This is a genomic window from Microbulbifer mixtoriginis (SeqCode) (genome assembly GCF_052467515.1).
In genome coordinates this window covers 2,512,300-2,532,884 of sequence record NZ_CP174314.1, presented here as the reverse complement: position 1 = coordinate 2,532,884, position 20,585 = coordinate 2,512,300, and the positions used below count along the sequence as shown (strand labels likewise).

Annotated in this window: 18 protein-coding genes; 14 read left to right on the top strand and 4 right to left on the bottom strand. The window is 48.9% G+C overall.

Annotated features, from left to right (window positions below; genetic code table 11):
* Positions 1–88: 88 nt before the first annotated feature.
* From ACJJIT_RS10715 to murI, 3 genes are all read right to left on the bottom strand, one after another.
* Complete coding sequence (locus tag ACJJIT_RS10715) at positions 89–3,547, bottom strand: UvrD-helicase domain-containing protein (protein ID WP_444898354.1); 3,459 nt, start codon at positions 3,545–3,547, stop codon at positions 89–91.
* A complete protein-coding gene (locus ACJJIT_RS10710) occupies positions 3,544–6,243 on the bottom strand; it encodes a PD-(D/E)XK nuclease family protein (protein WP_444897106.1) in 2,700 nt (899 codons plus the stop codon). Before ACJJIT_RS10710 ends, ACJJIT_RS10715 begins: the two co-directional genes overlap by 4 nt.
* Before the next feature lie 102 nt (positions 6,244–6,345).
* Positions 6,346–7,386 carry a glutamate racemase gene (murI, locus tag ACJJIT_RS10705; protein WP_444898353.1) on the bottom strand — a complete coding sequence of 347 codons (1,041 nt, stop codon included), beginning with the start codon at positions 7,384–7,386 and terminating at the stop codon, positions 6,346–6,348.
* Between the two features lie 31 nt (positions 7,387–7,417).
* On the opposite strand from murI, the gene ACJJIT_RS10700 reads away from it, so the two are divergent.
* The 13 genes from ACJJIT_RS10700 (at position 7,418) to ACJJIT_RS10640 (ending at position 17,102) form a co-directional block, all read left to right on the top strand.
* Complete coding sequence (locus ACJJIT_RS10700; RefSeq protein ID WP_444898352.1) at positions 7,418–8,836, top strand: DNA recombination protein RmuC; 1,419 nt, start codon at positions 7,418–7,420, stop codon at positions 8,834–8,836.
* A 6-nt stretch (positions 8,837–8,842) separates the two neighbouring features.
* Positions 8,843–9,772, top strand: coding sequence for an AEC family transporter (locus ACJJIT_RS10695; RefSeq protein WP_444898351.1), 930 nt, complete (start codon positions 8,843–8,845; stop codon positions 9,770–9,772).
* 82 nt (positions 9,773–9,854) lie between these two features.
* The gene (locus ACJJIT_RS10690; RefSeq protein WP_444898350.1) at positions 9,855–10,787 is read left to right on the top strand and encodes an AEC family transporter; all 933 of its coding nucleotides are present in this window, start codon (positions 9,855–9,857) and stop codon (positions 10,785–10,787) included.
* Positions 10,784–11,248 carry a DUF2489 domain-containing protein gene (locus tag ACJJIT_RS10685; protein WP_444890497.1) on the top strand — a complete coding sequence of 155 codons (465 nt, stop codon included), beginning with the start codon at positions 10,784–10,786 and terminating at the stop codon, positions 11,246–11,248. The genes ACJJIT_RS10690 and ACJJIT_RS10685 overlap by 4 nt, the downstream gene beginning before the upstream one ends.
* Before the next feature lie 536 nt (positions 11,249–11,784).
* Complete coding sequence (locus tag ACJJIT_RS10680) at positions 11,785–11,934, top strand: hypothetical protein (protein ID WP_444898349.1); 150 nt, start codon at positions 11,785–11,787, stop codon at positions 11,932–11,934.
* 72 nt (positions 11,935–12,006) lie between these two features.
* Complete coding sequence (locus tag ACJJIT_RS10675; protein WP_444898348.1) at positions 12,007–12,339, top strand: hypothetical protein; 333 nt, start codon at positions 12,007–12,009, stop codon at positions 12,337–12,339.
* Positions 12,340–12,402: 63 nt separating this feature from the next.
* Positions 12,403–12,807 (top strand): hypothetical protein, encoded by a 405-nt coding sequence (locus ACJJIT_RS10670; RefSeq protein WP_444898347.1) that lies wholly within the window; start codon positions 12,403–12,405, stop codon positions 12,805–12,807.
* Between the two features lie 382 nt (positions 12,808–13,189).
* Positions 13,190–13,537: a hypothetical protein gene (locus ACJJIT_RS10665; protein WP_444898346.1), complete on the top strand. Its 348-nt coding sequence runs from the start codon at positions 13,190–13,192 to the stop codon at positions 13,535–13,537.
* A gap of 373 nt (positions 13,538–13,910) precedes the next feature.
* The gene (locus tag ACJJIT_RS10660; RefSeq protein WP_444898345.1) at positions 13,911–14,564 is read left to right on the top strand and encodes a hypothetical protein; all 654 of its coding nucleotides are present in this window, start codon (positions 13,911–13,913) and stop codon (positions 14,562–14,564) included.
* A 409-nt stretch (positions 14,565–14,973) separates the two neighbouring features.
* A complete protein-coding gene (gene ybaK, locus ACJJIT_RS10655; RefSeq protein ID WP_444885158.1) occupies positions 14,974–15,441 on the top strand; it encodes a Cys-tRNA(Pro) deacylase in 468 nt (155 codons plus the stop codon).
* Positions 15,442–15,609: 168 nt separating this feature from the next.
* Entirely contained in the window at positions 15,610–16,071 is a 462-nt protein-coding gene (locus ACJJIT_RS10650) for an N-acetyltransferase (protein WP_444898344.1), read from the top strand.
* 50 nt (positions 16,072–16,121) lie between these two features.
* On the top strand, positions 16,122–16,568 hold the full coding sequence (locus ACJJIT_RS10645; protein WP_444898343.1) for a GNAT family N-acetyltransferase: 447 nt from the start codon (positions 16,122–16,124) through the stop codon (positions 16,566–16,568).
* A 93-nt stretch (positions 16,569–16,661) separates the two neighbouring features.
* Positions 16,662–17,102, top strand: a complete 441-nt coding sequence (locus tag ACJJIT_RS10640) for a hypothetical protein (protein WP_444898342.1) — start codon at positions 16,662–16,664, stop codon at positions 17,100–17,102.
* A 178-nt stretch (positions 17,103–17,280) separates the two neighbouring features.
* Here the strand turns inward: ACJJIT_RS10640 and ACJJIT_RS10635 are convergent, their stop codons facing one another.
* A complete protein-coding gene (locus tag ACJJIT_RS10635; protein ID WP_444898341.1) occupies positions 17,281–17,913 on the bottom strand; it encodes a YrbL family protein in 633 nt (210 codons plus the stop codon).
* A gap of 919 nt (positions 17,914–18,832) precedes the next feature.
* Here ACJJIT_RS10635 and ACJJIT_RS10630 point away from each other — a divergent pair.
* Entirely contained in the window at positions 18,833–20,578 is a 1,746-nt protein-coding gene (locus ACJJIT_RS10630) for a DUF885 domain-containing protein (RefSeq protein WP_444898340.1), read from the top strand.
* Positions 20,579–20,585 lie beyond the last annotated feature (7 nt).

The following is a 20,585-nucleotide window of genomic DNA, read 5'->3' as shown; positions in this document are numbered from 1 at the left end:
ATCTAATAGGCGTAGTTTTGGGGATAGCTTATCTCTTACCACTTTATAAAAAGTGCAGGTACGAGCCCTGCACCAAGCCTAGCGTACCCTAATCCAACTCCACCAACCTCTGCATCAACGGAAAATACAGAGCACACCGAATATTCCGCTCTCCCCGCGCATAAAAGAGCTTGCGGTAATTCTCCAACTGATTCCGATACTGCTCCAGCTGAGCCGCAATAAATTCCTCCTGGCTTTCTTCACCACTGGGCTCAGCTGTTTTGTAATCGACAATCCAGCGGGTACCTTCGTTATCAATAAAGGTGCGGTCCACAATGGAGCGCCGTAACTGTCGGCCGCCGCTGTGGAGTTCCAGTTCGCAGGCGGATTCCCTTAATGAGCCATCCAATAGCCAGCGGCCGGTGGGGCAGTTGAGGCTGTTGCGTACGGCGATCTCCACTTTCTCAGCAGCGCGATCCAGGCTGGTGGCGGATAGCCCCAATTGTTTCAGGCGCAGTTGCCACAGGGGGCGTTGGGCTTCCAGTTTGCTGGGTGCCCAGTCGTTGATATTGGTCTCGGCAATGGTGGCGAGGGTTTCGTGGGCTACGGTGCCGGCGTGTTTGAGCCAGCGCAGGGCTACCTGGCCCAGTTCGGGAATGTTGTCTTCTTCCTCTGTTTTGGGTTGGTAGTCTGGCATGCGGTATTGGGCCAGCCACTCCTGTCGGGGCATGGCTTGGGGTTGCCATTGCTTGGGCAGGCGCAGCAGGTAGTCGTGATCTCTGCTGGTTTCTTCCTGGTTGAGCAGGGGTTCTTCTGCTTCCAACCAGTGACACCAGTCGCTTTCCCGATGGTGCAAAACACCGGGCCAAATGCCGGCGAGTAGGGCGGCGCTGCCGGGGGCTTTTAGGTGGCCCTTTTTTTCATCCCGGTTGATACAGGCTAAAAGATGCAGTGAGCGGATGGCGCGGGTGCAGCCTACATACAACAGGCGGGTGCCTTCCAGACGTTCGCGTTCGCTGTTGTCGTGCTTCAGGTATTCAAAAACCGGGTCGCGGCCGCCGCGCGCATTTTTGGGAGCGAGCAGGAAGCGGCTTTCGCCTTCGCGGCTGAGCCATTCGCTCCAGCGCAGCAGTTGGTCGCTGCCGGGGTTGCCGCCTTGGTCCAGTCCTGGGATCAGTACGTGTTCGAACTCCAGCCCTTTGGATTTGTGAATGGTCATCACCTGCACTTTGGCATCCTGGGCGGGGCGGGCGTAGAGCTGTTCCAGGGCCAGGATGAACTGTTGCCAGTCGGTAATGGCGCCGCCGGTATCGAAGGCTTCTAATAATTGCAGAAAATCCTGCACATTATTTAAGTCAGATTTTTGCGCTACGGTGGCGGGGCCGCCCAGTTCCAGCCAGAGGCCTTCAATCCAGGTGCGCAGGGGTTTGCGGCCGCGCTGTTGCCAGGCGTGCAGTAGTTTGGGAGCCACTTGGGCCAGGCGTGTGCGTCCTTCATCGCTGAGCAGGGCGATATCGTCCACTTCCTGCAAGGCCATTAATAATGGGCGTGCGCTGGTATCGGTTACGGTGATATCCCCATTGCCCCAGTTGGCCAGGGTGTAAAGGTCTGGCAGTTGCAGTCCGCACCAGGGGGCGCGCAGTACAGCCAGCCAGCTGATTCGGTCGCTGGGGTCGAGTAGGGCGCGGGTGAGACTGAGTAAATCCAACACCACCATTTTACTGGCGAGCGGCGCCAGCTCTGGGGCCTGGAAGGCGATATTGGCAGTACTTAGGGCCGGCAGAATTTTTTGCAGATGTTTTTTCTTTCGCACCAGAATGGCGATGCGGCTTTCCGGATCTTGCGCTTGTAATTGCTGCACCAGCTCAACCGCTTGGGTGGCTTCGCGGTTGCGGTCTTCGTCATCGATGCAGCCGTAGAAATTCACCGAGGGCTCGGCCCATTTGCTGCCTTTAAAAGCTTCGGATTGCAGATAGCGCACGGCGCCGCGCCCGATATTGTCTGCTTGCGGAAAGGCTCTTTGGAAAGTCTCGTTGACCCAGTTCACCACTGCGCTTTCGGAGCGGAAATTTACCTGGAGATCGAGGGCTTCCAGGGGGACTTCACCGATACCGCGTTTGCGCGCATCCAGGAAAATACCCACGTTGGCATTGCGGAAGCCGTAACAGGATTGCATGCCGTCGCCGACAATAAATAGGGTGCGGCCGTCTCCCTGCTGCCAGCCGGCAGTGAGTTTTTCCAGTAGTTGTAGCTGGGTGTGGGAGGTGTCCTGGAACTCGTCCACCAGAATATGCTGGGTTTGCAGGTCCAGTTTTAGGGCCAGGTCTGTGGGGTTATCGCTATCGCCCAGGGCGATCAGTGCGGCTTGGGCCACTTCCGTATAGTCGGTGGCGCCCAGCTGTTGGAATACCAGTTTTAGTTCGGCGACTAACTTGGGCAGTACCTGGGCCAGCCCTTGCAGCAGTTGCCATTGGCTCTGTTGCAGTCCGCTGGGGAGTTTGCCTACTTCCCGCAGGGCGGAGAGCAGCGGTTCGTTGCCGGCCAGTTCCGCCAGCAGGTCTTTCATGCGCTGTTTGTATTCTTCGGCGATGGGGCGCTCGGGATCTTTTTTATCTGGCAGGCCAAAACCGAGTTTTTTATTGATGCCGCCGCCTTTGCGCAGATCACCAGTGGTGGTGAGGAGCAGGCTGCCGAGGGCGAGCCAGGCGGGTAGGCCGCTGCTGTCTGTGCTGGGAAAATCGTCCAGTTCGGCGAAGAGGCACAGGCCGTGGCTGGGGTTTTCCTTTTGTAAGTTGCTGCCTGCATAACTGGCCAGCTCCAGCAGTTCCCCGGCATAACTGCCGAGGGCTGTGGTGAGGTCTTGCAGCTTTTCTGCCACCAGTTCGTCGATAACAAAATGGAAATAATCCTGGGCGCCGTCGAAGTTGACGCTCAAAAGTGGGCCGAGCCATTGCTCGCGCTTATCCAGCAAAATACGCAGCAGTTTATTGAGCTGGCCTAGGTCGTTGTCCAGGTGGAGCAGTAGCTGCTGTAGGTCTGCGTCTGGGGTTTCGCCATCGAGGTGTTTGAGCAGGTTCACCACCGCTAGCTCAAAGGCGATTTGAGTGCGCTCCAGGGGTTCACCCGGTGCGCCCAGGCCGCTTTCGATTGGCAGTTGGCTGGCGAGGCTGCGGCAGAGGCCGTCAATGGTTTGAATACGCAGGCGCTGGGGTGTTTGCAGCAGTTCCCATTCCAGCTCGCGATCCCGCTCCAGCAGGGCGCGGGCTAAATCCCAGGTGATGGCATCGTGGGGGTTATCTGGCCGGGCTTGGTCGCGGGCGCTGTGCAGGGCGTCGATCAGGCGCTCGCGCATTTCACCGGCAGCTTTGCGGGTGAAGGTAATGGCCAGCACTTCTTCCGGTTGCTGGCAGGCGGCGAGCAACTTTAATACGCGCTGGGTGAGCAGGCCGGTTTTACCGGAACCCGCCGGGGCAGACACGGCAAAGCTGCGACTGATATCCAGGGCTTGGCTGCGGGCGTCGGCATCGATGGGGCGGCGCAGGGCGGGAGTGGTCACAACTTCGTTCATTCGGTTATTTGCTCCCTTTCCGGCCAGCGGTTCAGGGGCCAGAGTTCACTGTTGTTATCGGTGGGGCGATCAAAGGCGAGGGTGGCTACACCACTGCGATATTCGGTGGCGAGGGATTCCAGGCTGTAGCGCCAGTGCTCCACCAGATTGCTCCAGGTGCCGTAGGGGGATTCCTTTTCGGTATCGCCCACGGCTTTAATGCCGGTGATGGGGTGCTCCAGGTCTCCGCAGCCATTCCATTTGCAGTCGCCGTTGCGCACCTGGCCGAAGGCGATGGCGTGGGCGTCCGGTTGGAATAGGGCGTAGAGCGGCAGCTGGGGTTCGCGGATACGCTGGGTAAGCCAGTCGCGAATACTGGGGACGCCAGTTTTGTAATCGATCACCAATTGTTCGCCGCTGGCGAGTTGGTCCAATCGGTCCAGGCGCAGGTTAAAGTGCAGCCCGCCGATTTCCACGGCTTGTTCCCATTCGACTTTTTCTACGGAGAAATTGGGCCTGTCCAGTTCGACGGATAGCCATTGTTGCAGCAGGCGCTCCAGGCGCTGCTTTTCCATGGCCCAAAATCCGATCGGCAGGTGATTGTATTTTTTGCGCACACTGCCGAGGGAGCGCTCCACCGCGCGCTCGATTTGCGCTTGGCGTTTCTCATCGTCCATGGTTTGCAGTTGTGCGAGGGTGCCGCACTGTTGCCAGAATTCCGCCAGTACCTGGTGCACCACATTGCCGCGCTCGGCGGGGCCGAGGCCGATATCCGGTTGGGTAAAACTGCTGGCGCCGAGGCGGAAGAGCAACTGCGCATTTAACGGGGACAGGGCTTGGGCCTTGAGCACCGAGGCACCGCCGCGCACCCGTTCGCATTCGGCGGGGGTGAGTGGCGGTAGCTTTTTGTCTTCGATTTTTTCCAGTTGGCAGGCTTGCGCCAGTTGGCTGTAGTGATTGTGCAGGGCGCCTTCGGCAAAGTGCTGGGCTTGTTGCGGGCTTTCAAACAAGCTGCTCAGGCCCTGCTGCACACCATCTTCTTCGCAGGTGTAACTCACGACGATATCGCCGCTGGCATTCTGCAGGTCGGCGGTGAGTTCTCGGGCCAGTTCCAATTCCCGCTCGGCGCTGGCACGGGGCATTTTCCAGTGTTTTTGCCACTGAATTGGCAATAGCGGATTGGGTGCTGGGGCCGGCGGCCATTGCTGTTGGCCGAAGCCGACGAGGCGCAGGTGATCGAAGGCAAGGCCGCCGGCTTCCAGTACCCCGAGAATTTGCAGGGGGCCATCGCGGGTTTCCGCTTGGAAGGGGGTGCGGCTGGCAATCTGACGCAGCAATTGCAGGGCCTGGGTGAGGGTAAGGTTGCCACCGCAGGCGCTGAGTGCGGCGAACTCTTCCAGGATGGACTCCCATTGCATCAGCTGCTGGTATTCCTGGCTGTCCGGGTTGCGGCTGCCGGGCCAATTTAATGCGCTAAGTGTTTCGGAAAAGCGCGCGGCCCAAATTTCAGCGGGCGCTCGCTGCCAGCGCCGGGCGCGTTCGGCCATTTGTTCCAGCTGGCGGGGCAGTTGTGGTGATTCCAAGTGGAGGACTTCTGCGGTGCGTTCGGCCCAGTAGCGCAGGGTTGCGCCGTCGATACGGCGCAGTTCCAGTTTTTGTAAACGGCGGAACAGGGCGCTGCGCAGCCAGGTTTCACTGTCGTCACCCCAGAAGGGGCTGAACAGGATATTTTGCAATTGAGGGTAATCCCATTCGTCTTGCAGTAGCGATAGCAATTGTAAGGCGGCGCTGCCGACCGGTGTTTGCGCCAGTGGCGTACCGGCGGAGAAGTTAAACGGCAGTGTGTAGCGCGGTTGCTGCGGGTCCAGGTATTGGGGTTCGAGCACGCGGGAAAATACCGCTTCCACCTGGGCGCGGCATTGGCCCAGATTATTCACCACTATGCCGACGCTGTGGCCGGGATTTTCGGCGAGCTTTTGCCCAGCCCAAAGGGCTGCCTGGTAGAGTTCTTCATCCAAATCGGCGCAGGCGGCTACGGATAATTCACTTTGCTGGGTAAGTCCCGGCCTTTCATTAACGGCTGTTGCACCTGCGTGAATCAGGGCATTGGCGAGGGGCGAAATCTGGGCAAAGCCGGCGGTATCAATTTGCGGCAGGGGTTCCAGAATGCCTTCTTGGAATGCGCGCAGGATCAGTTGATCACGCTGGTCTGGCGTGATGGCGCTGTGGGCCTGAAGCTCAGTGGCAAAGGCTTTGATCATGGCGCATAGCGGCAGTTCGTCGCTGCGTATAGAGAGTGCGAACTGCTCCAAAAGCGGAGTCAGCGCTTCATCTATTTGCGAGAGATCGGAAATCAGCTGCCATTGGAGCAGCTGCGCCAGGGCGCTATCGGCATCCCGGCACAGTTGCTGGCTGTTGAGCAGTTGCCGATCCAGGGATTCATCCAGGGCGCGCTGCCAGAGTAACTGCCGTTGCTCGCGATTCAATACCTGTTGCAAGGCGGGCTGCCAGTTGCGCTGTTGCAGCTGGAACCAGAGTTTGTCCAGCCAGCTGCGCAGGGATTCCACCGGCGGCGGCATCCAGCAGGCACCGGGCGACTGCTGCGCGGCAAACACCTGTTGGCAGCGGTTGCGCAAACGGTTGTTGGGGGTGAGCAGCAGTCCTCCGGGAGGCAGCTGCGCAAATATTTCGAGAGCGGGAAATGCCGGCTTCAGCATGAATTCGGGTACCGGTAAGGGCTTGTTATTCGGGGAACGGTCGCGGTTTGTGACGGAGCTGTCAACTCTGTTGCGCGGTTCTCATCTTTTAATGGCTTGTTGTTAGGGGCTAGGTGCGAGGGGTTCGGCAACCGGGGCGAACTCGCTGAAGGCCCGTTCTATATTGCCGGTTAGGTCAACCGTGCTGGTGATCAGGCGGCCAGTGTTTGGAGCATCCGGCAGCATCAACTCAAGTTCTTCCAACCACCAGCGTACGCGCCGGGCGATGGCTTCGCCGGAATCCAGCCATTGGATTGAGCGTGGGGCGAACTGGTCCAGTTCTTCTCGCAGCAGGGGAAAGTGAGTGCAGGCCAATACGGCAATATCCACTTGATCGCCGCCGGCGGTGTGGAATACGCGGTGCAAGACCGGCTCCAAATCCTCTGCGGTGATGGCTTCGCCGCGCAGTTTGCTTTCCGCCAGATGCACCAACTCCGGTGCGGGCACATTAATTACCCGGTTGCCGTTGGCAAATTGCTCAATAAGCTCGCGGGTGTAGCGGCGATTGACGGTGCCCTCGGTGGCAATCAGGGCAATAGTGCGGGAACGGCTGGCGGCAGCGGCGGGTTTCACCGCGGGCACAACGCCCACTACGGGTTTCTTCAGGGATTCGCGCAGCTGGGGCAAGGCCAGGGTGCTGGCGGTATTGCAGCCCACTACTAAAATATCGGCACCGCAGTGTTCCATCATGGCCTGGGCCTGCTGGACGATCCGGGGGCGCAATTCCTCTTCGCTTTTGTTGCCGTAGGGGTAAAAGCCGTTGTCCACACCCAGGTGCAAGGTCAGGCCCGGCATCAGGCGGCGGATTTCCCGCGCAATGCTGACGGCGCCCACGCCGGAATCAAAGATCAGGGCGCTGGGGGCTGGGCTATCTGGGTGGGCGCTGTGTTTGTGCATGCGTTCTGGAGTACCAACATCGAAACCAATCCTCCAAGAATACCCTAAAACCCTTTGTAAGTTACTGCTGCGCCACGCATCCTCGGTAGGCTTCATTGGGGTTAAGAGTACTTTCCCTGGCCAAGCTGTTAGAATGGCCGCCTCGCCCACGGCTAGTAGTGGGTATGTCGATTGCGGGCGCTTGGTCTGAGCAGAAGCCTGCTTCACACTTCTATTCCGGGTCTGGGAGTACCTCTATATGCCAGCGTTCCCGCTGCAATTAAACGCCGATCACGTGCTATTGGCGGCTGTCGCCTTGTTGATTTTGCTGGGACTCACCTTCTGGGTGGGCCGTTCTGCTGGGCGCAGACGAATCCTGCAAGTGCAAGCAGCGCAGCAGGAGGCGGTAGCAGCTCAGAGAGAAACCTTAGCGGCGCAGCAAGTCATACAGGCACGCCTGGATACCAGCCGTGAGCGGGAAACCCAGCTGGGTGAAGAGGTGGATACTTTGCGCGGTGAGCTGGCGGCTAAGTTACAACAGCTCACCCGCAGCCAGGTACTGGTAGAAAAAGGAGAGCAGGCCCTGGCAGAGCAGCGCAAGCTGATGGAGCAGATGCGCGTTGCTATGGGGGAACAGTTCGAGAATCTGGCCAACCGGATTTTCGAGGAGAAGCAGCAGAGCTTCGTGCGCCGCAGTGAAGACAGCCTTCGCAAAAGTCTCGATCCTCTGGAGCGCCAGCTGGGGGATTTCCGTAAGCGGGTGGAGCATGTCTACGATCGCGAAAATGCCGAGCGCAACAGCCTGCTGGGGCAGATCAAAGCCCTGCGCGAGCAAACTCAACGCATCAGCGATGAGGCCCTGAACCTGACTTCGGCCTTGAAAGGAGACCGCAAGATCCAGGGTAACTGGGGGGAAGTGGTGCTTGAGCGTTTGTTGGAAGAGTCCGGCTTGCAGAAGGGTCGCGAATACGAAACGCAAGTAACCCTGACGAGTGATGGCCGCAGGCGCCAGCCAGATGTGATTGTGCGCCTGCCGGAAAATAAAGACCTGATTATCGATTCCAAGGTCTCCCTGGTGGATTACGAGCGCTATAGCTCGGCGGAAACCGATGAGGAGCGCACTCAGGCCCTGAAACAGCATGTGAATTCCCTGCGCGCCCATATCACCGGCCTTAACAAGAAAGCCTACGAGCAGCTGGAGGGTGTGCGCACCCTGGATTTCGTCTTTATTTTCGTGCCCATTGAAGCTGCGTATATGTTGGCTATGCAGGCGGACCCGGACCTGTTCCGTTTCGCTTATGAGAAGCAAATTGTCCTGGTGAGCCCCACCAGCCTGATGGCGACTCTGCGCACCGTCGAGAATATCTGGCGCTACGAGAAACAAAACAAGAACGCGGAAAAAATCGCCGACGAAGCCGGCAAGCTGCACGACCAGTTTGCTATGGTGCTGGAGTCACTGGATGTTCTTGGTGACCGCCTGCGCCAAGCGGATGACGCCTACCAGCAGACCTACAAGCGACTGGCGACAGGGCGTGGTAATGCGGTGAAGCGTATCGACAGCTTGCGTAAGCTGGGTGCTAAAACCCGTAAACAGATCTCTGCGGACTTAAGGGAACGAGCGGATCAGCCTGAGGTAAAGGGATTGCCACAGGCTGAGGAAACTGCTGCGGAAGAATAACTTTTTATGGAAAATCTTGTATTCGCGCTATCAGTCACAGGGCCGATTTTCCTGATGATTATTGGCGGATACCTGCTCAAGTATAAAGGGATAGTTCGGGACAGCTTTATTGATGATGCTTCAAGGCTTGTTTTCCACGTAGCTTTGCCGGCACTGCTTTTTATTAATATCTATTCCTCGGATACTAACCCCGCTCAAGAAATAGACCTACTGACAGCAGGGGTTCTCGGCACTTTTGTAATGCTCCCTTTGGCTTGGTTGCTGGCGCGGCCGGTAGCGCCAATGGATCGCAGTGCTTTTATCCAGGGGGCTTTTCGTGGAAATGTGGCAATTGTCGGCCTTGCCTGGATTGAAAAAGCCTACGGAAGCGAAGGTGTTTCCAACTCTGCAGGGTTGGTGGCGGCACTTACGATTCAGTTTAATGTTATCGCCGTCGCTCTTTTCGTGCTTTACAATAAGGACAGAAAATTTGGCTGGCGGGTGATGCTGTGGGAGCTGGTCAAGAACCCTCTTATCCTCGGTGTCATCGCAGCCATTGTGTGCCGTTTGTTGGCTGTAAGGCTGCCGGAAGTGCTGCACGATACCATTCAGTATCTTGCATCTGTAGGCCTGCCACTGGGACTTATCTGTATTGGTGCCAGCATGAAAATGCGAACACTGATGCGCAGTTCTCCTACGGCGCTGGCGGCCTCATTACTTAAACTGGTTGTTGCTCCGATTGTTTGCCTGCTGATTGGTTTGGCATTGGGCATGAGCCCTGAGTACTTGGGATACCTGATCCTGATGACGGGTGCTCCCTGTGCGATCTCAGCCTTTATTATGGCGCATACGATGGGTGGGAATAGCCAGCTTACCGCCAATATTGTAGGACTTAGCACATTGCTCTCTGTTGTTACTGCCAGCATCGGGCTGGCATTGCTTAAGGTGTATTTGTGAGTTCGAAGGACTAAGTCTAAATATATCAAAGTGTAAGATAAAGGTTGTTGTGATGGGTGGTTTGTGAATAGAGAGGACTAATATGGAGGAGCTGGCATTTTCGTTTTCAGTAATTAGTCCAATTTTCCTTACCATGACTGCAGGATATTTTTTTGCTCGTTTTAGAGTGCTAGAAAAACAATTTGTTGATAAATTATCCAGGTTTGTCTTTAACATAACATTGCCAGCCCTGTTATTTTTTAATATTTACATGTCAGATGCTGGTCCGAAGGAAGAGTTTTTATTTTTAATTGCAGGAGTTCTCGGTACTTTTATAACAATCCCAATGGCCTTTTTTCTTGCATTTCATGTAAGGCACAGTGATCGAAGCACGTTTATTCATGCCGCCTTTCGAGGCAATATGGCAATTGTTGGGTTAGCGTGGGTGGAAAGTGCTTATGGCTTGAGTGGCCTGGCCCAAGGAGAACTCTTAGTTGCTTTTGTCAGTATTGTTTACAATGCAGCTGCAGTAGTTCTGCTTGCTTATTATAGTGAAGATAGAAAGTTCAGCTGGAAAGTGTTACTCAAAGAGATTGGAAAAAACCCCCTGATTTTTTCAGTTTTGTTAGCACTTTTGTTGCGAGAATTAAATGTACAACTTCCTCAAGTCCTCTTGCAAGCGGGAACTGAGGTGGGATCAATTACGTTACCACTGGCTTTGCTGTGTATTGGCGCTAGTTTTGATTTTAAATTGCTTCGTGATAGTTCATTAGCAACATTTGGAGCGTCAGCGATCAAGTTATTACTGGTGCCTATGGCGATGCTAATACTAGGTTGGCTGTTTCGTCTTGAGCAACAAGAATTGGGTGTATTGGTATTAATGGCTGCAGTTCCCAGTTCTTCCGTTTGCTTTGTGACTGCAGAAGGTATGGGTGGAAACAGCCGTATGGCAGCAAATATAATTGGGCTAAGTACATTGCTTTCTATCATTACTGCTAGTTTTGTATTGACGATCTTTAAGGTGTTATTTGAATGACTGTTTTTCCAGTTTTTGTGTTAGTTATTGCAGCATTAATAATTTTCTTCCTCGCTACTCTTGCCGGTTACTACTTGCGCAAGCTTGCTGTCGCTCAAAAAAAACAAGCCGAACAACTGGCTGAATTGGAGCAGGCCGCACAAGAGCAGCGCCAAAGAGTGAACGATAGCATTCAGATTATTGCGCGTTCCCTACTGGATGATGGAGTAGGGCTTACTGAAGCTTCCATTCGCATCCGCGTACTTCTGGATGCGCTTCAGGTGGAAGATAGTGTGCGAGAAGAGTTTGTTGCTTTCTACACCATCGCAGAAAAAACCAGCCATATTCCAATTCTAAAAGAATGGAAAGCACTCCCGCGCAAAGAACAATTCCAGTATGAGTTGGAGATGGCGCAGGTGGAAGCGGATTATAAAGATTTCGCCCTAGATGCAGCTAAGCGTATTTTGGGTCGTACTTTTTGAACTTAAAAACTGACAAGTGAAAAAGTACTCAGCGAGCAGAAATCTGCTCGTTGAGATTAGGTGAAGCCTTTCCTCTAAAGCCAGTCTAAATCGCCACTTGAATTAATTTTTTATTAAATCTCATATTTGTGAAAATATACCCCAGTTAACTCACCTGCTATCAATTGTAAACGCCAGCTTAGATATGTTTATAAGTTGACATCTAGCCTGCTTTTTAGCCTAATCCCGCTCAAGGTATCTAAAGCCAAAACCAGCTTCGTCTGCTTGCAGCACTTGGAAGTGGGCTAACTCATTGATTTTTAATGAAGTTGGCAGCTTTATCTGAAGTAAAGAAAGCGGATATTTATAGAACCCGTGTTATCTGCCTGCTTGGTGACTCTATCGTTAATAGCTTTCATTTGCTGAAGCTCTTATTTTCTGATGTTTCAACCGAATAGATGTGTAGAGAAGAATGATATAAAGGTGCCTGCATTGAGTATATTGTTTGGGTTTAATCGCTGTAAGACATACAAAGAAGATTCTGGGATAATAGTTAAATGAATAGAGTTATTAAAGGTTTATTGTCAATCTGCTTGCTTGTACCGGGGATTGTCTTTTCTCAAACAAGTGAGGATTTGGCTCGTAAAATATTTATTAATGAAGCTACCAAGAAAGAATTTGCTACTCTCAAAGAACGCTTTGATTAGCAAAGAGAGGCCTTTATAGGGTTAAATGAGCCATTCTGTGAGTCCAGTGAAGCACCGCCGGAAATTATTGCTTTGCAAGAGCAGCTGTACATGGATGTGATTGTTTCAAAAGTATTAAAGTTTGATTCCAAGGATTTTGAAAAAATATTAGTTGATAATGTTGTTTCATTGCTCACTATTGAAGAGTTGGTGGAGTTAAGAGAAATTCATCGACGGCCTGTGTTTAAAAATTTGGACGGTATAAGTGAGGCGATTTCAAAAGCAGCTGGATCGCATATGGAAAATTGGCAAAAAGATAATTTAAAGTTGATGGAGTATTTCACAGGGAGAAATGAAGAGATATCAATAAAATTGAAGAAGGTAATAGAGCTCCGAAAGAAAGATGGTGGTAACAACAAGTTGTAACAAGGTGGGTTATTTTTTAGTTTTTAGACTAATGTCATTGCGTGGGGTTTAAGTGGGGATTAAATGAATCGGATTTTAATCGGTCTTATATTGTTAGCTTTATTTGGCTGTACTTCTCAGGGTCAGGGTCAGGGTCAGGGTCAGGGTCAGGGTCAGGGTCAGGGTCAGAAAGAGCTTGCGCTGCCTAGCATCTTAAATTTTGAAGGCAAGAATTATATTTTGGAAACTGCTCTCAAAGAGTATGAAATAGAAGTTAGTAAGCTGGAAAGCAGCGAATTCACAGTAAATATTCCTAAAAAAGAGCCCCCAAACTACTACAATTGTGGAGGCGTTTACTCGGATAGATTCCTCTACAGTCAGAGAGTTTTGGAGGAGGCTGATTTGGTTTTTGACTTTAAGGGCGTTAAAGAGGTGTGGATCCCATTAGACGGCGAGCCTAAAAAAATATACATATTTGAGGTTCGCTAGCGCAAATTGGCATCTTTAGGCGTCAATTAGTTTAAATAAAGCAGTAATGGTTTTGTTAGTGCAGGCGTTTCAGTTGAGATTATTTGGGGTGAAACAAAAGAGTTGCTTCTCACTATATGATTGGAGTGGCAGGAATATTTTAAAAGTATAGGGGAGTGGTGATACCTTTACTAGCTTTCAGCAGTTTATAGTTGGATTATCGGGGCCAGGTTCTGGTTACAGTTATATTAGTGAACACTCGGAAGACAGTTGTTATTCACTAGAGTGGAGGCTTCATGTTGAATCCTGCTGATAAGTTAATAAATATCGTCACCCGATAGCCGCACTCTATGTTGTTAGTTCTTAGTTGTGGGCGCCTGAGGTTTTAAGTACAAATTAGATTATGAATGATATTTTACTTGGGGTGATTTTATTTGGACTTCTTGTCTTAGGTCTAGTTGGAATCATTTTTTTGATTCCATTGTGGGTAAAGGTATCAACCGAGTCAGAACGAGATCCCAATCATCTTTACAGTATTTTTTGGGAGGAGGCTGGCTTTATGGGAGAAAAAATTTCATCCGCTTCAGGGTGTCTTTTCCCCTTCATTGTTTTGGCTAATCCTAATTTCGATATTGAGGGGTTGATTTTATGTATTGTTGTTTCGGTAGATTGCGGGCTATATCACTCTTCTGTTTATAGAGGTTACGCAGTGATTACCGGAAAAATGAAAGTGGCTGGTGTGGCGGTTTGATGTATGCTTACTGCCGTTAGTTTTTTGGTAAGATATCAAGCGTTATCAAGCTTTTATATTATCTTCTGTGTCGCTTCAATTGGTGCTGCTTGGGGTAGTTATGCTGTCTACAGACGCGCTTACCTAATTCGATTAGAAAGGGTGGTATGGAGAGTAAAAAACCAGACTAAGCCGCCTCTTGTAAGCTGAGCCCCATATGAATTCTACTAATAGGCGAAGTGGTACAACCTATATCTGGCTAAGAGGCCGCAGGAGTACAATATAGACGGCTAAAGCGACTGTCATTACATCTTTATTAGGCTGGGTGGTTATCATTTATGATACAGAGGTCTATAAATGGTGATGTTTCACGTTTCATAAGGGGCTGCCCTATATGAGCATAAAACCGTCAAAGATTTTACTGATAAATATATTGATTACTTGTGCATTTTATGTGGCTGGTTTTGTCGCATTAGGCAGCTCGTATCCAACTATCGATTCTAGTGGTGAGCAAATAGTCCATTGGTTTTATAATAATGGTTCGAATGCTCGATTTTATGCTTGGACAGCCGCTTTCTTTTCTCTTGGTCTCGCTATCTTTGGTGGGCAGGTTTCAGCTCTGTTACCAAAGCCGAGTAGGTATATCTTTCTGGCAGGTGTACTAGGGTTTGCCATCACTGCCCAGGTACAGGCTTGGCTATGGGCAGGATTGGCACTTCATCCTGAAGGATTAGAGCCTGCAGTTGCGCGCACACTCTTTGACATATCTTCTTATTGGGGGCCTTTGGTGAATGGGTCAACAACTGCGATGGCGATAGCTTTCCTTGTTGTAGGGTTTGATAAATATGTTGAGATCCCGCGTTGGCTTACATGGCTCAGTATCATTTTCTTTGTAGAGCAGGCAATTGAGACCATTACTGTATTCGGTCACAAAGGCTTTATAGCCCCGGGGGGAACTATGAATGTTTATCTAGGAGGCCTTATAGGGTTTCTATGGATTGCTGGGGTTGTACGTTGGGCGATACCACGCATCAATCAGTCCTCTTAATATAAAATTAGTAATCGCAGCTTTATTTCGTTTATGTGCTGCACTAGGAATACCTGATGCGAATTTTCAGCATTGGGCTGTATGAAATTTTAGGTAATGTAAGGGCTGAATCTAAAAGATTAGGAAAGAAACTTAGCGGGGGGTTCCTTTGGTATCTATGAAAACCTTCTCAGCCGTAAAAATTCTACTCTAAACTCATCGGTCAGGGTTCTATAGATTTCTTCATATTTACATTATCAGATTTCGATTGCTACATTCGTTTGAGAGCTGCAATCTGTTATGGTGGCTAATTGATAAGGTATGGCAAGGCATAAATACTAATAGGTTGTAGCAGACCTTTGGTTTTCAATGAGATAGTAATGCTACTTGCCATTCGCCCAGTTACGGATATTAGAGGCTCAAGTGTAAAATGACACCAGCAATTTCTATGGCCAAGAAGGCTAAAATTTCTCATAAAGTACATGAATACACGCATGATTCATCGAGTGAATCATACGGATTGGAGGCTGCTGAAAAATTAGGGGTGCCCGAGTCTAGGGTCTTCAAAACACTAGTTGTTAGCCTGGAAAACAAAGAGCTGGCCGTTGGGATAATTCCTGTTTCATCAATGCTCAGTATGAAGCTCTTAGCAAAATCTGCTGGCGCTAAGAAAGCCACAATGGCTCCAAAATCAGATGTAGAAAGATCAACTGGTTATGTGTTAGGAGGTGTTAGCCCATTAGGTCAAAAAAGGCGACTTAAAACCATCATTGATTCTTCGGCTAGAAATAACGCTACGATTTATATTAGTGCGGGCCGCAGGGGGCTTGAAATAGAGCTGGCTCCTGATGACTTGGCAAGTCTTGTCAGCGGAGTTTTTTCTGAAATATGTCAGTAATTCGATATCTAATTGTATTGAGTGATTAAACTAGTAGGGGAGTGATTATGATCAAAATACAAACTTTCAAGGGCTAAACTTAGCAATTCCATACGTTTCAAACTACAGAAGGGGTGTGCTGGTAATGGGGGTTGATACACCATTGCGAACAATAAAGCTGAAAATACTATGAAAGATATCGAATATCTAAAATTTAGCGAGGTTAATCCGCACAAATTTCTGCCTATATTAAATGGCCATAAGACAAGAAAGCATTTGATTGAGCATGAGATATTTACACTTAAAACAGTAACAGAATGGATGCATTCAAAAATAGAGGTAGATAAAGAGGCAGGTTGTAGAGTTAGAGCCATTATTGTTGATGATGAATTAGCTGGTTGGTGTGGGATTCAACAAGAATGTGGAAAGTATGAGATCGCGATTGTCATTGATGGCCAGTTTTGGGGGGTAGGTAGAATAGTGTTTCAAGATCTAATGAGGTGGGCGCGGGAGCTTAATCATGATGAGGTATTAGTCAACTTCCATCACACTCGTCCTATTTATAAGTTCTTGGAGAAAATCGCTGAGGATATTCATGAGTCTGAAATATATGGCAGTAAATTTACAACGTATAAAATTAAGTTGAAATAACATTGTTCAAAAATCAATGTTGATAGACACTAGAAAATTTAGTATTCAGGATGATTCGAACGTTCATTGCTACAGACTTTCCAAGAATCTTGGAGATCTATACTCTCTCTAAGTTAGATGAGCTTAGATTTGAAGCTGTGGAATTTGAGTTTCTACCGTTGGAAAAAGATGTGAAGAGGCTGTCAGCGCTAAGGGAGTCAGATATTTACGTCTACGTAGATGAAACAATTCTTGGCTATGGCGCAATGTTCCAGCAAGAAATTCGAGCTCTGTTTGTATGCCCGAGTGCCAGAGGGGAAGGGGTAGGGAAGTCGATACTTGAGTTTCTGCTAAGAAAGATCAGTGGCCAAGCTAAGTTGTTCGTTGCAAAATCTAATTGGCCTGCAATCAAGTGTTATCAAAAGGTTGGATTTGAAACAACTAAAGAGTTCACTGCTGAATACAATGGTACGCCGGTGCAGGCTATCGAAATGGTTTGTTCAAATAAGAAATGTTAGCATCTCGATGCTTAATACTCCGACCCTACAGGGCTCCCAGAGGTTGCCCTAGCTTTACCAGGCGCTGGGCTAGTTCTTTCTAAGGAATTAAATATGACTGGTAGACTTAATTATTTGGAATTGGCGGGAATGCTTACTCTGATCGTTACAGGGTTGCATGTTGGTTGTATTCTGTTTGGTGCGGAATGGTATCGATTTTTAGGTGCCGGAGAGGCAATGGCTCAAATGGCTGAAGCTGGAGATTCTTATCCTACAATAGTTACAGGGATTATTGTGAGTGTTTTGCTAGTTTGGTCTGCGTATGCTTTTTCCGGGGCTGGCCATATACTCAGACTCCCATTATTACGCACAGGGCTGACACTTATATCTCTAGTGTTGCTTGTAAGGGCACTCGGTTTTTACTTTATAATGCCGGCTTTTCCAGATAACTCATTAACCTTTTGGCTTGTTAGTTCAGCATTGTGTTTTACTTTAGGTGTAACCTACTTGCTAGGCTTACATCAGTCATGGGAGCGTTTATCCAGCGAGGCCTAACCAAGCTGTCAAGAATTGTCACTAAAAATACAACAGTAAGAACCTAAAGCATCGCTTAATTTGCATGATCCTTTTGCTCAAAATAGAAGTGGTTTCTAAAAGCTTTACATTAATATCTGATGTAGCCAACATAACTTTGCCATCTCTAAGAAGAGGGCATATGGAGTTGGGTGTATCTCTAAAAGAGCAACTCATACCCTGATTTTTTAAGTTCTTTGTTAACGAGTCTACGTAATTTGGCTGTGCACCTGCGGTTAGCCCTCTGGTTATATAAGCGGGATATCGTTCGTAGAGAAGGGAGTCTGCGGCTACCAATGCCGTCGATAACCACAAAATGGCTATTAATCTCATCCCATACAATATTAACCGTACGTAAGTCACGAACGACAATAAAGGTCTGCTCTAACCATTTTAGTAGGTCAATAAGGCCGTCGATATGCTTTTGGTTGAACTCTTTGCTGCTGATCAGTTTATGAAGAGTATCAGCCAGCTCTCCAGTATGTTTTTTAACGGCTGTTACAGTAATCCCCAGCCCTAAGTTAGTATCCACAAATCCTTTAAATTCTTGTACAAAGTGCGTATCTTTTACCTTACCTTCGCGCAAATAGATGTGCTCGGAAACCTCCTTTATATATGGCCAATAGTAAGTAAGTCGGCGTAACCGAGTGGAAATGGAAAACTTGTAATCCATTGTTCTTCTAAACTGGTCACTGATTACTTTAATAAGGAGATCATCTGATTCCGGGTGAGGAAATACTAGCTTCTCATTTCCCTTTGCGATGGCTTGGTCTAACCTTAACTGCATATCCATAGTGCTTGCTCAAGAAAACTAGTCTTTTTTATTTTGTATTCCACTTTGAGGCTTGGTAGCTGATCAAAGGGGATGACTACTTAATTATAGTTAATATTTACTTTTTCTCTTGCGAAATGTTAGTTGAGAGAAATGGGTTTAACTGCTGTGCTGATACTGGCTGTAAACTCTAGTGGACTTTATTTGTATAGGTACGGTAGTTTAGAAATTGGTAGTTAGGGAGTGAGTAGATGTATTTTTCTGAAGACTAAGAGAGTCTCTGAATAATTTCATGATACCTCTAGCCTTTAAATCAAGACGTGGCTTTGCTGGGGTGTCTAAACCTTTCAAACAGTCGCAATGCTAAGTATGAATGGCTCTGCAAGCCCCGTAAGGGCTGGCCATGGAGGCCACAAATCTGAGTTGAGGAAGTAATAGAGTGTGCTAAGCAGCACGTTTGAAGGAGTATGTTTTTATAAATTGAATAGAGGTTATATGTGTGCTGAGGGTGCTCTTTTGGGAAAGCTGCCGTTAATGGCTATGTGGGCATACCTATTGCCGGTGAAGAATAGCAGTATTTTCTTTAGGTTTAATGAAATCTGATAATGCTCGATTTTTTTAAAGATTAACTTATGCTTCTTATCATTTACTGCGATGATTTTCTATCTTAAATTTTCAGACACAAGCAATAGTCTAACCGAAGCCTAGTGACTATTCCTCCCCACTGTTGACTCTATCAGCTAAAAGAGTCATGCACTTTATCTTTGGGGTTTATCTATCAATACCCTCGCTTCGCCGATACTTCGCATTTGGGGTGTTGAAACTCATTTTATTTCAGTGCTTACTATAAAACAGAAAATTGAAGTTTTCTTTTTAGAAGCCTTTTTAGTTAATTTTATGTTGCGGTCTTATAAGAATGATTAATGTAAAGAGAGCGGGTTTGGGTGCATTGGTAGTTTCATCGGTTCTTATGGGGTGCACTGTTGCCGATAACCAAACTGATGTGGCAGGCAGTGAAGCTGTAGATGACTCAGCACTACTCCATGACCTAGCGGATCAATATGCTGAGGTTTATTTAGAAAACTTCCAACCATATGCTTACTTCTCCGATATGGAGCTGGAGAAACACAACCTTTTCTTAAGTAACTCCCCCGCGAACTCTGCCTCTCTAGCGGCCTCTGAGGACAAAATTCTCAGTAAATTGGCTGAAATAGATCTGAATGGGCTAAAAAGTGATCAAGAGAAAGTGTTCTACTTCAAGCTGAAAGAGCGATTGGAGTCGAATGTTGGCTTAAGGGTCTGTAAGACTGAACTCTGGTCTGTTGATCATATGTTTGGCCCCCATATCATACTTGGCTTTTTGACGGAGGTGCAGCCGGTTGAAACTGCCCAAGACAGGGCTGATGCGATTGAGCGTTGGCTTGACGCTGCTCGTTACTATGAGCAAGAAATAGCCAATCTCCGCCGTGGGTTGGAGCAAGGCTACTCCGCACCTCAGAGTGTGGTTAAGCGAGTCATTCAGCAAGTTGATGGTTTGACCCAAGTACCCATTGATGAGCATCCTTTCCTGGGTTTAGCGAAGAAAGCTAAGGACCCGGAATTTGAGGCAGCATTTAAACAGGTGCTTTCAGATCACGTTATCCCCTCAATGGTGAATTATAAGAATTTTCTAGAATCCACCTATTTACCTGAAGCCAGAGCCGAGCTTGGCATCCATGCGATTCCTAATGGCCGTAAATGTTATATGGCTCAGTATCGTTCTTATACGACATTGCAGAGAACACCTGAAGAAGTTTTTGAGTTGGGTTTAAGTGCTGTCAACGCAAACAAGAGCGAAGTGGTTCGCTTAGGCAAGGCGTTCTATCAAGTAGATTCCTATTCTGAGGCAGTGGCAAGGGCCAGTGAAGATAAAACTCAGAAATTTAACAGCGCTGATGAAATGCATCAGTTTTTTGAGCGCTTGGTAGATAAGTCTAGAGATTTAACCGTAGACTTTTTCCATGAAATGCCTTTGATCGAAATGGAAGTGAAGGCCATCCCTGAACATGAGCAGGGTTCTGGTCGCAGTGCACACTATATTCCGGGCACTAAGGAGCGAAAGGCAAGATTTGGATATGACCCGACAACCTATCAGGATGAGTCATACGCTTCTGCAGAGAAGGTAACTATCCATGAAGGATACCCGGGCCATCATATGCAAATTGCTCTCGTTCAAGAGCAGGAAAAGTTTCATAAAATAGAAGATGCCTTGTCTAACTCTGCTTTTGCTGAAGGTTGGGGCAGGTACTCTGAACATCTAGCGGAAGAAGCAGGGATGTATCAGTACGGGTCCACCAAAATCCTTAGGCGTGCTTGGCCTGCCCGAGGTATGGTAGCGGATAGCGCAATGCATGTACTCGGTTGGAGTGATGAAAAAGTTGCGGAGTTTTTGCAGGATTCTGGCGCTTCATTTGCGAAAGGCCCGAGGACTCTAATGGACCGAATGGCAGTAATGCCCGCCCAGCTTACCTCTTATGATTCTGGTGCCCTCGAGATTTTCGCCTTGCGAGAACTGATGCAGAATGAACTGGGTGAGGACTTCGATATTAAGGACTTCCATGAGATTATTCTGAGAAATGGCAATGTCCCTATGGCCGTACTGAGTGAACAGGTAAGGGACTTTATCGAAAAAAAGAAGAAAGGTTAATTTAGGA

Coding starts and splice junctions, on each gene's coding strand:
- ACJJIT_RS10670 (WP_444898347.1), top strand. CDS start 12,403: ATGAATCGGATTTTAATCGGTCTTATATTGTTAGCTTTATTTGGCTGT.
- ACJJIT_RS10635 (WP_444898341.1), bottom strand. CDS start 17,913: ATGGATATGCAGTTAAGGTTAGACCAAGCCATCGCAAAGGGAAATGAG.
- ACJJIT_RS10715 (WP_444898354.1), bottom strand. CDS start 3,547: ATGAACGAAGTTGTGACCACTCCCGCCCTGCGCCGCCCCATCGATGCC.
- ACJJIT_RS10645 (WP_444898343.1), top strand. CDS start 16,122: ATGATTCGAACGTTCATTGCTACAGACTTTCCAAGAATCTTGGAGATC.
- ACJJIT_RS10665 (WP_444898346.1), top strand. CDS start 13,190: ATGAATGATATTTTACTTGGGGTGATTTTATTTGGACTTCTTGTCTTA.
- ACJJIT_RS10710 (WP_444897106.1), bottom strand. CDS start 6,243: ATGCTGAAGCCGGCATTTCCCGCTCTCGAAATATTTGCGCAGCTGCCT.
- ACJJIT_RS10650 (WP_444898344.1), top strand. CDS start 15,610: ATGAAAGATATCGAATATCTAAAATTTAGCGAGGTTAATCCGCACAAA.
- ACJJIT_RS10700 (WP_444898352.1), top strand. CDS start 7,418: ATGCCAGCGTTCCCGCTGCAATTAAACGCCGATCACGTGCTATTGGCG.
- ACJJIT_RS10680 (WP_444898349.1), top strand. CDS start 11,785: ATGAATAGAGTTATTAAAGGTTTATTGTCAATCTGCTTGCTTGTACCG.
- ACJJIT_RS10685 (WP_444890497.1), top strand. CDS start 10,784: ATGACTGTTTTTCCAGTTTTTGTGTTAGTTATTGCAGCATTAATAATT.
- ybaK (WP_444885158.1), top strand. CDS start 14,974: ATGACACCAGCAATTTCTATGGCCAAGAAGGCTAAAATTTCTCATAAA.
- ACJJIT_RS10660 (WP_444898345.1), top strand. CDS start 13,911: ATGAGCATAAAACCGTCAAAGATTTTACTGATAAATATATTGATTACT.
- ACJJIT_RS10695 (WP_444898351.1), top strand. CDS start 8,843: ATGGAAAATCTTGTATTCGCGCTATCAGTCACAGGGCCGATTTTCCTG.
- ACJJIT_RS10640 (WP_444898342.1), top strand. CDS start 16,662: ATGACTGGTAGACTTAATTATTTGGAATTGGCGGGAATGCTTACTCTG.
- ACJJIT_RS10690 (WP_444898350.1), top strand. CDS start 9,855: ATGGAGGAGCTGGCATTTTCGTTTTCAGTAATTAGTCCAATTTTCCTT.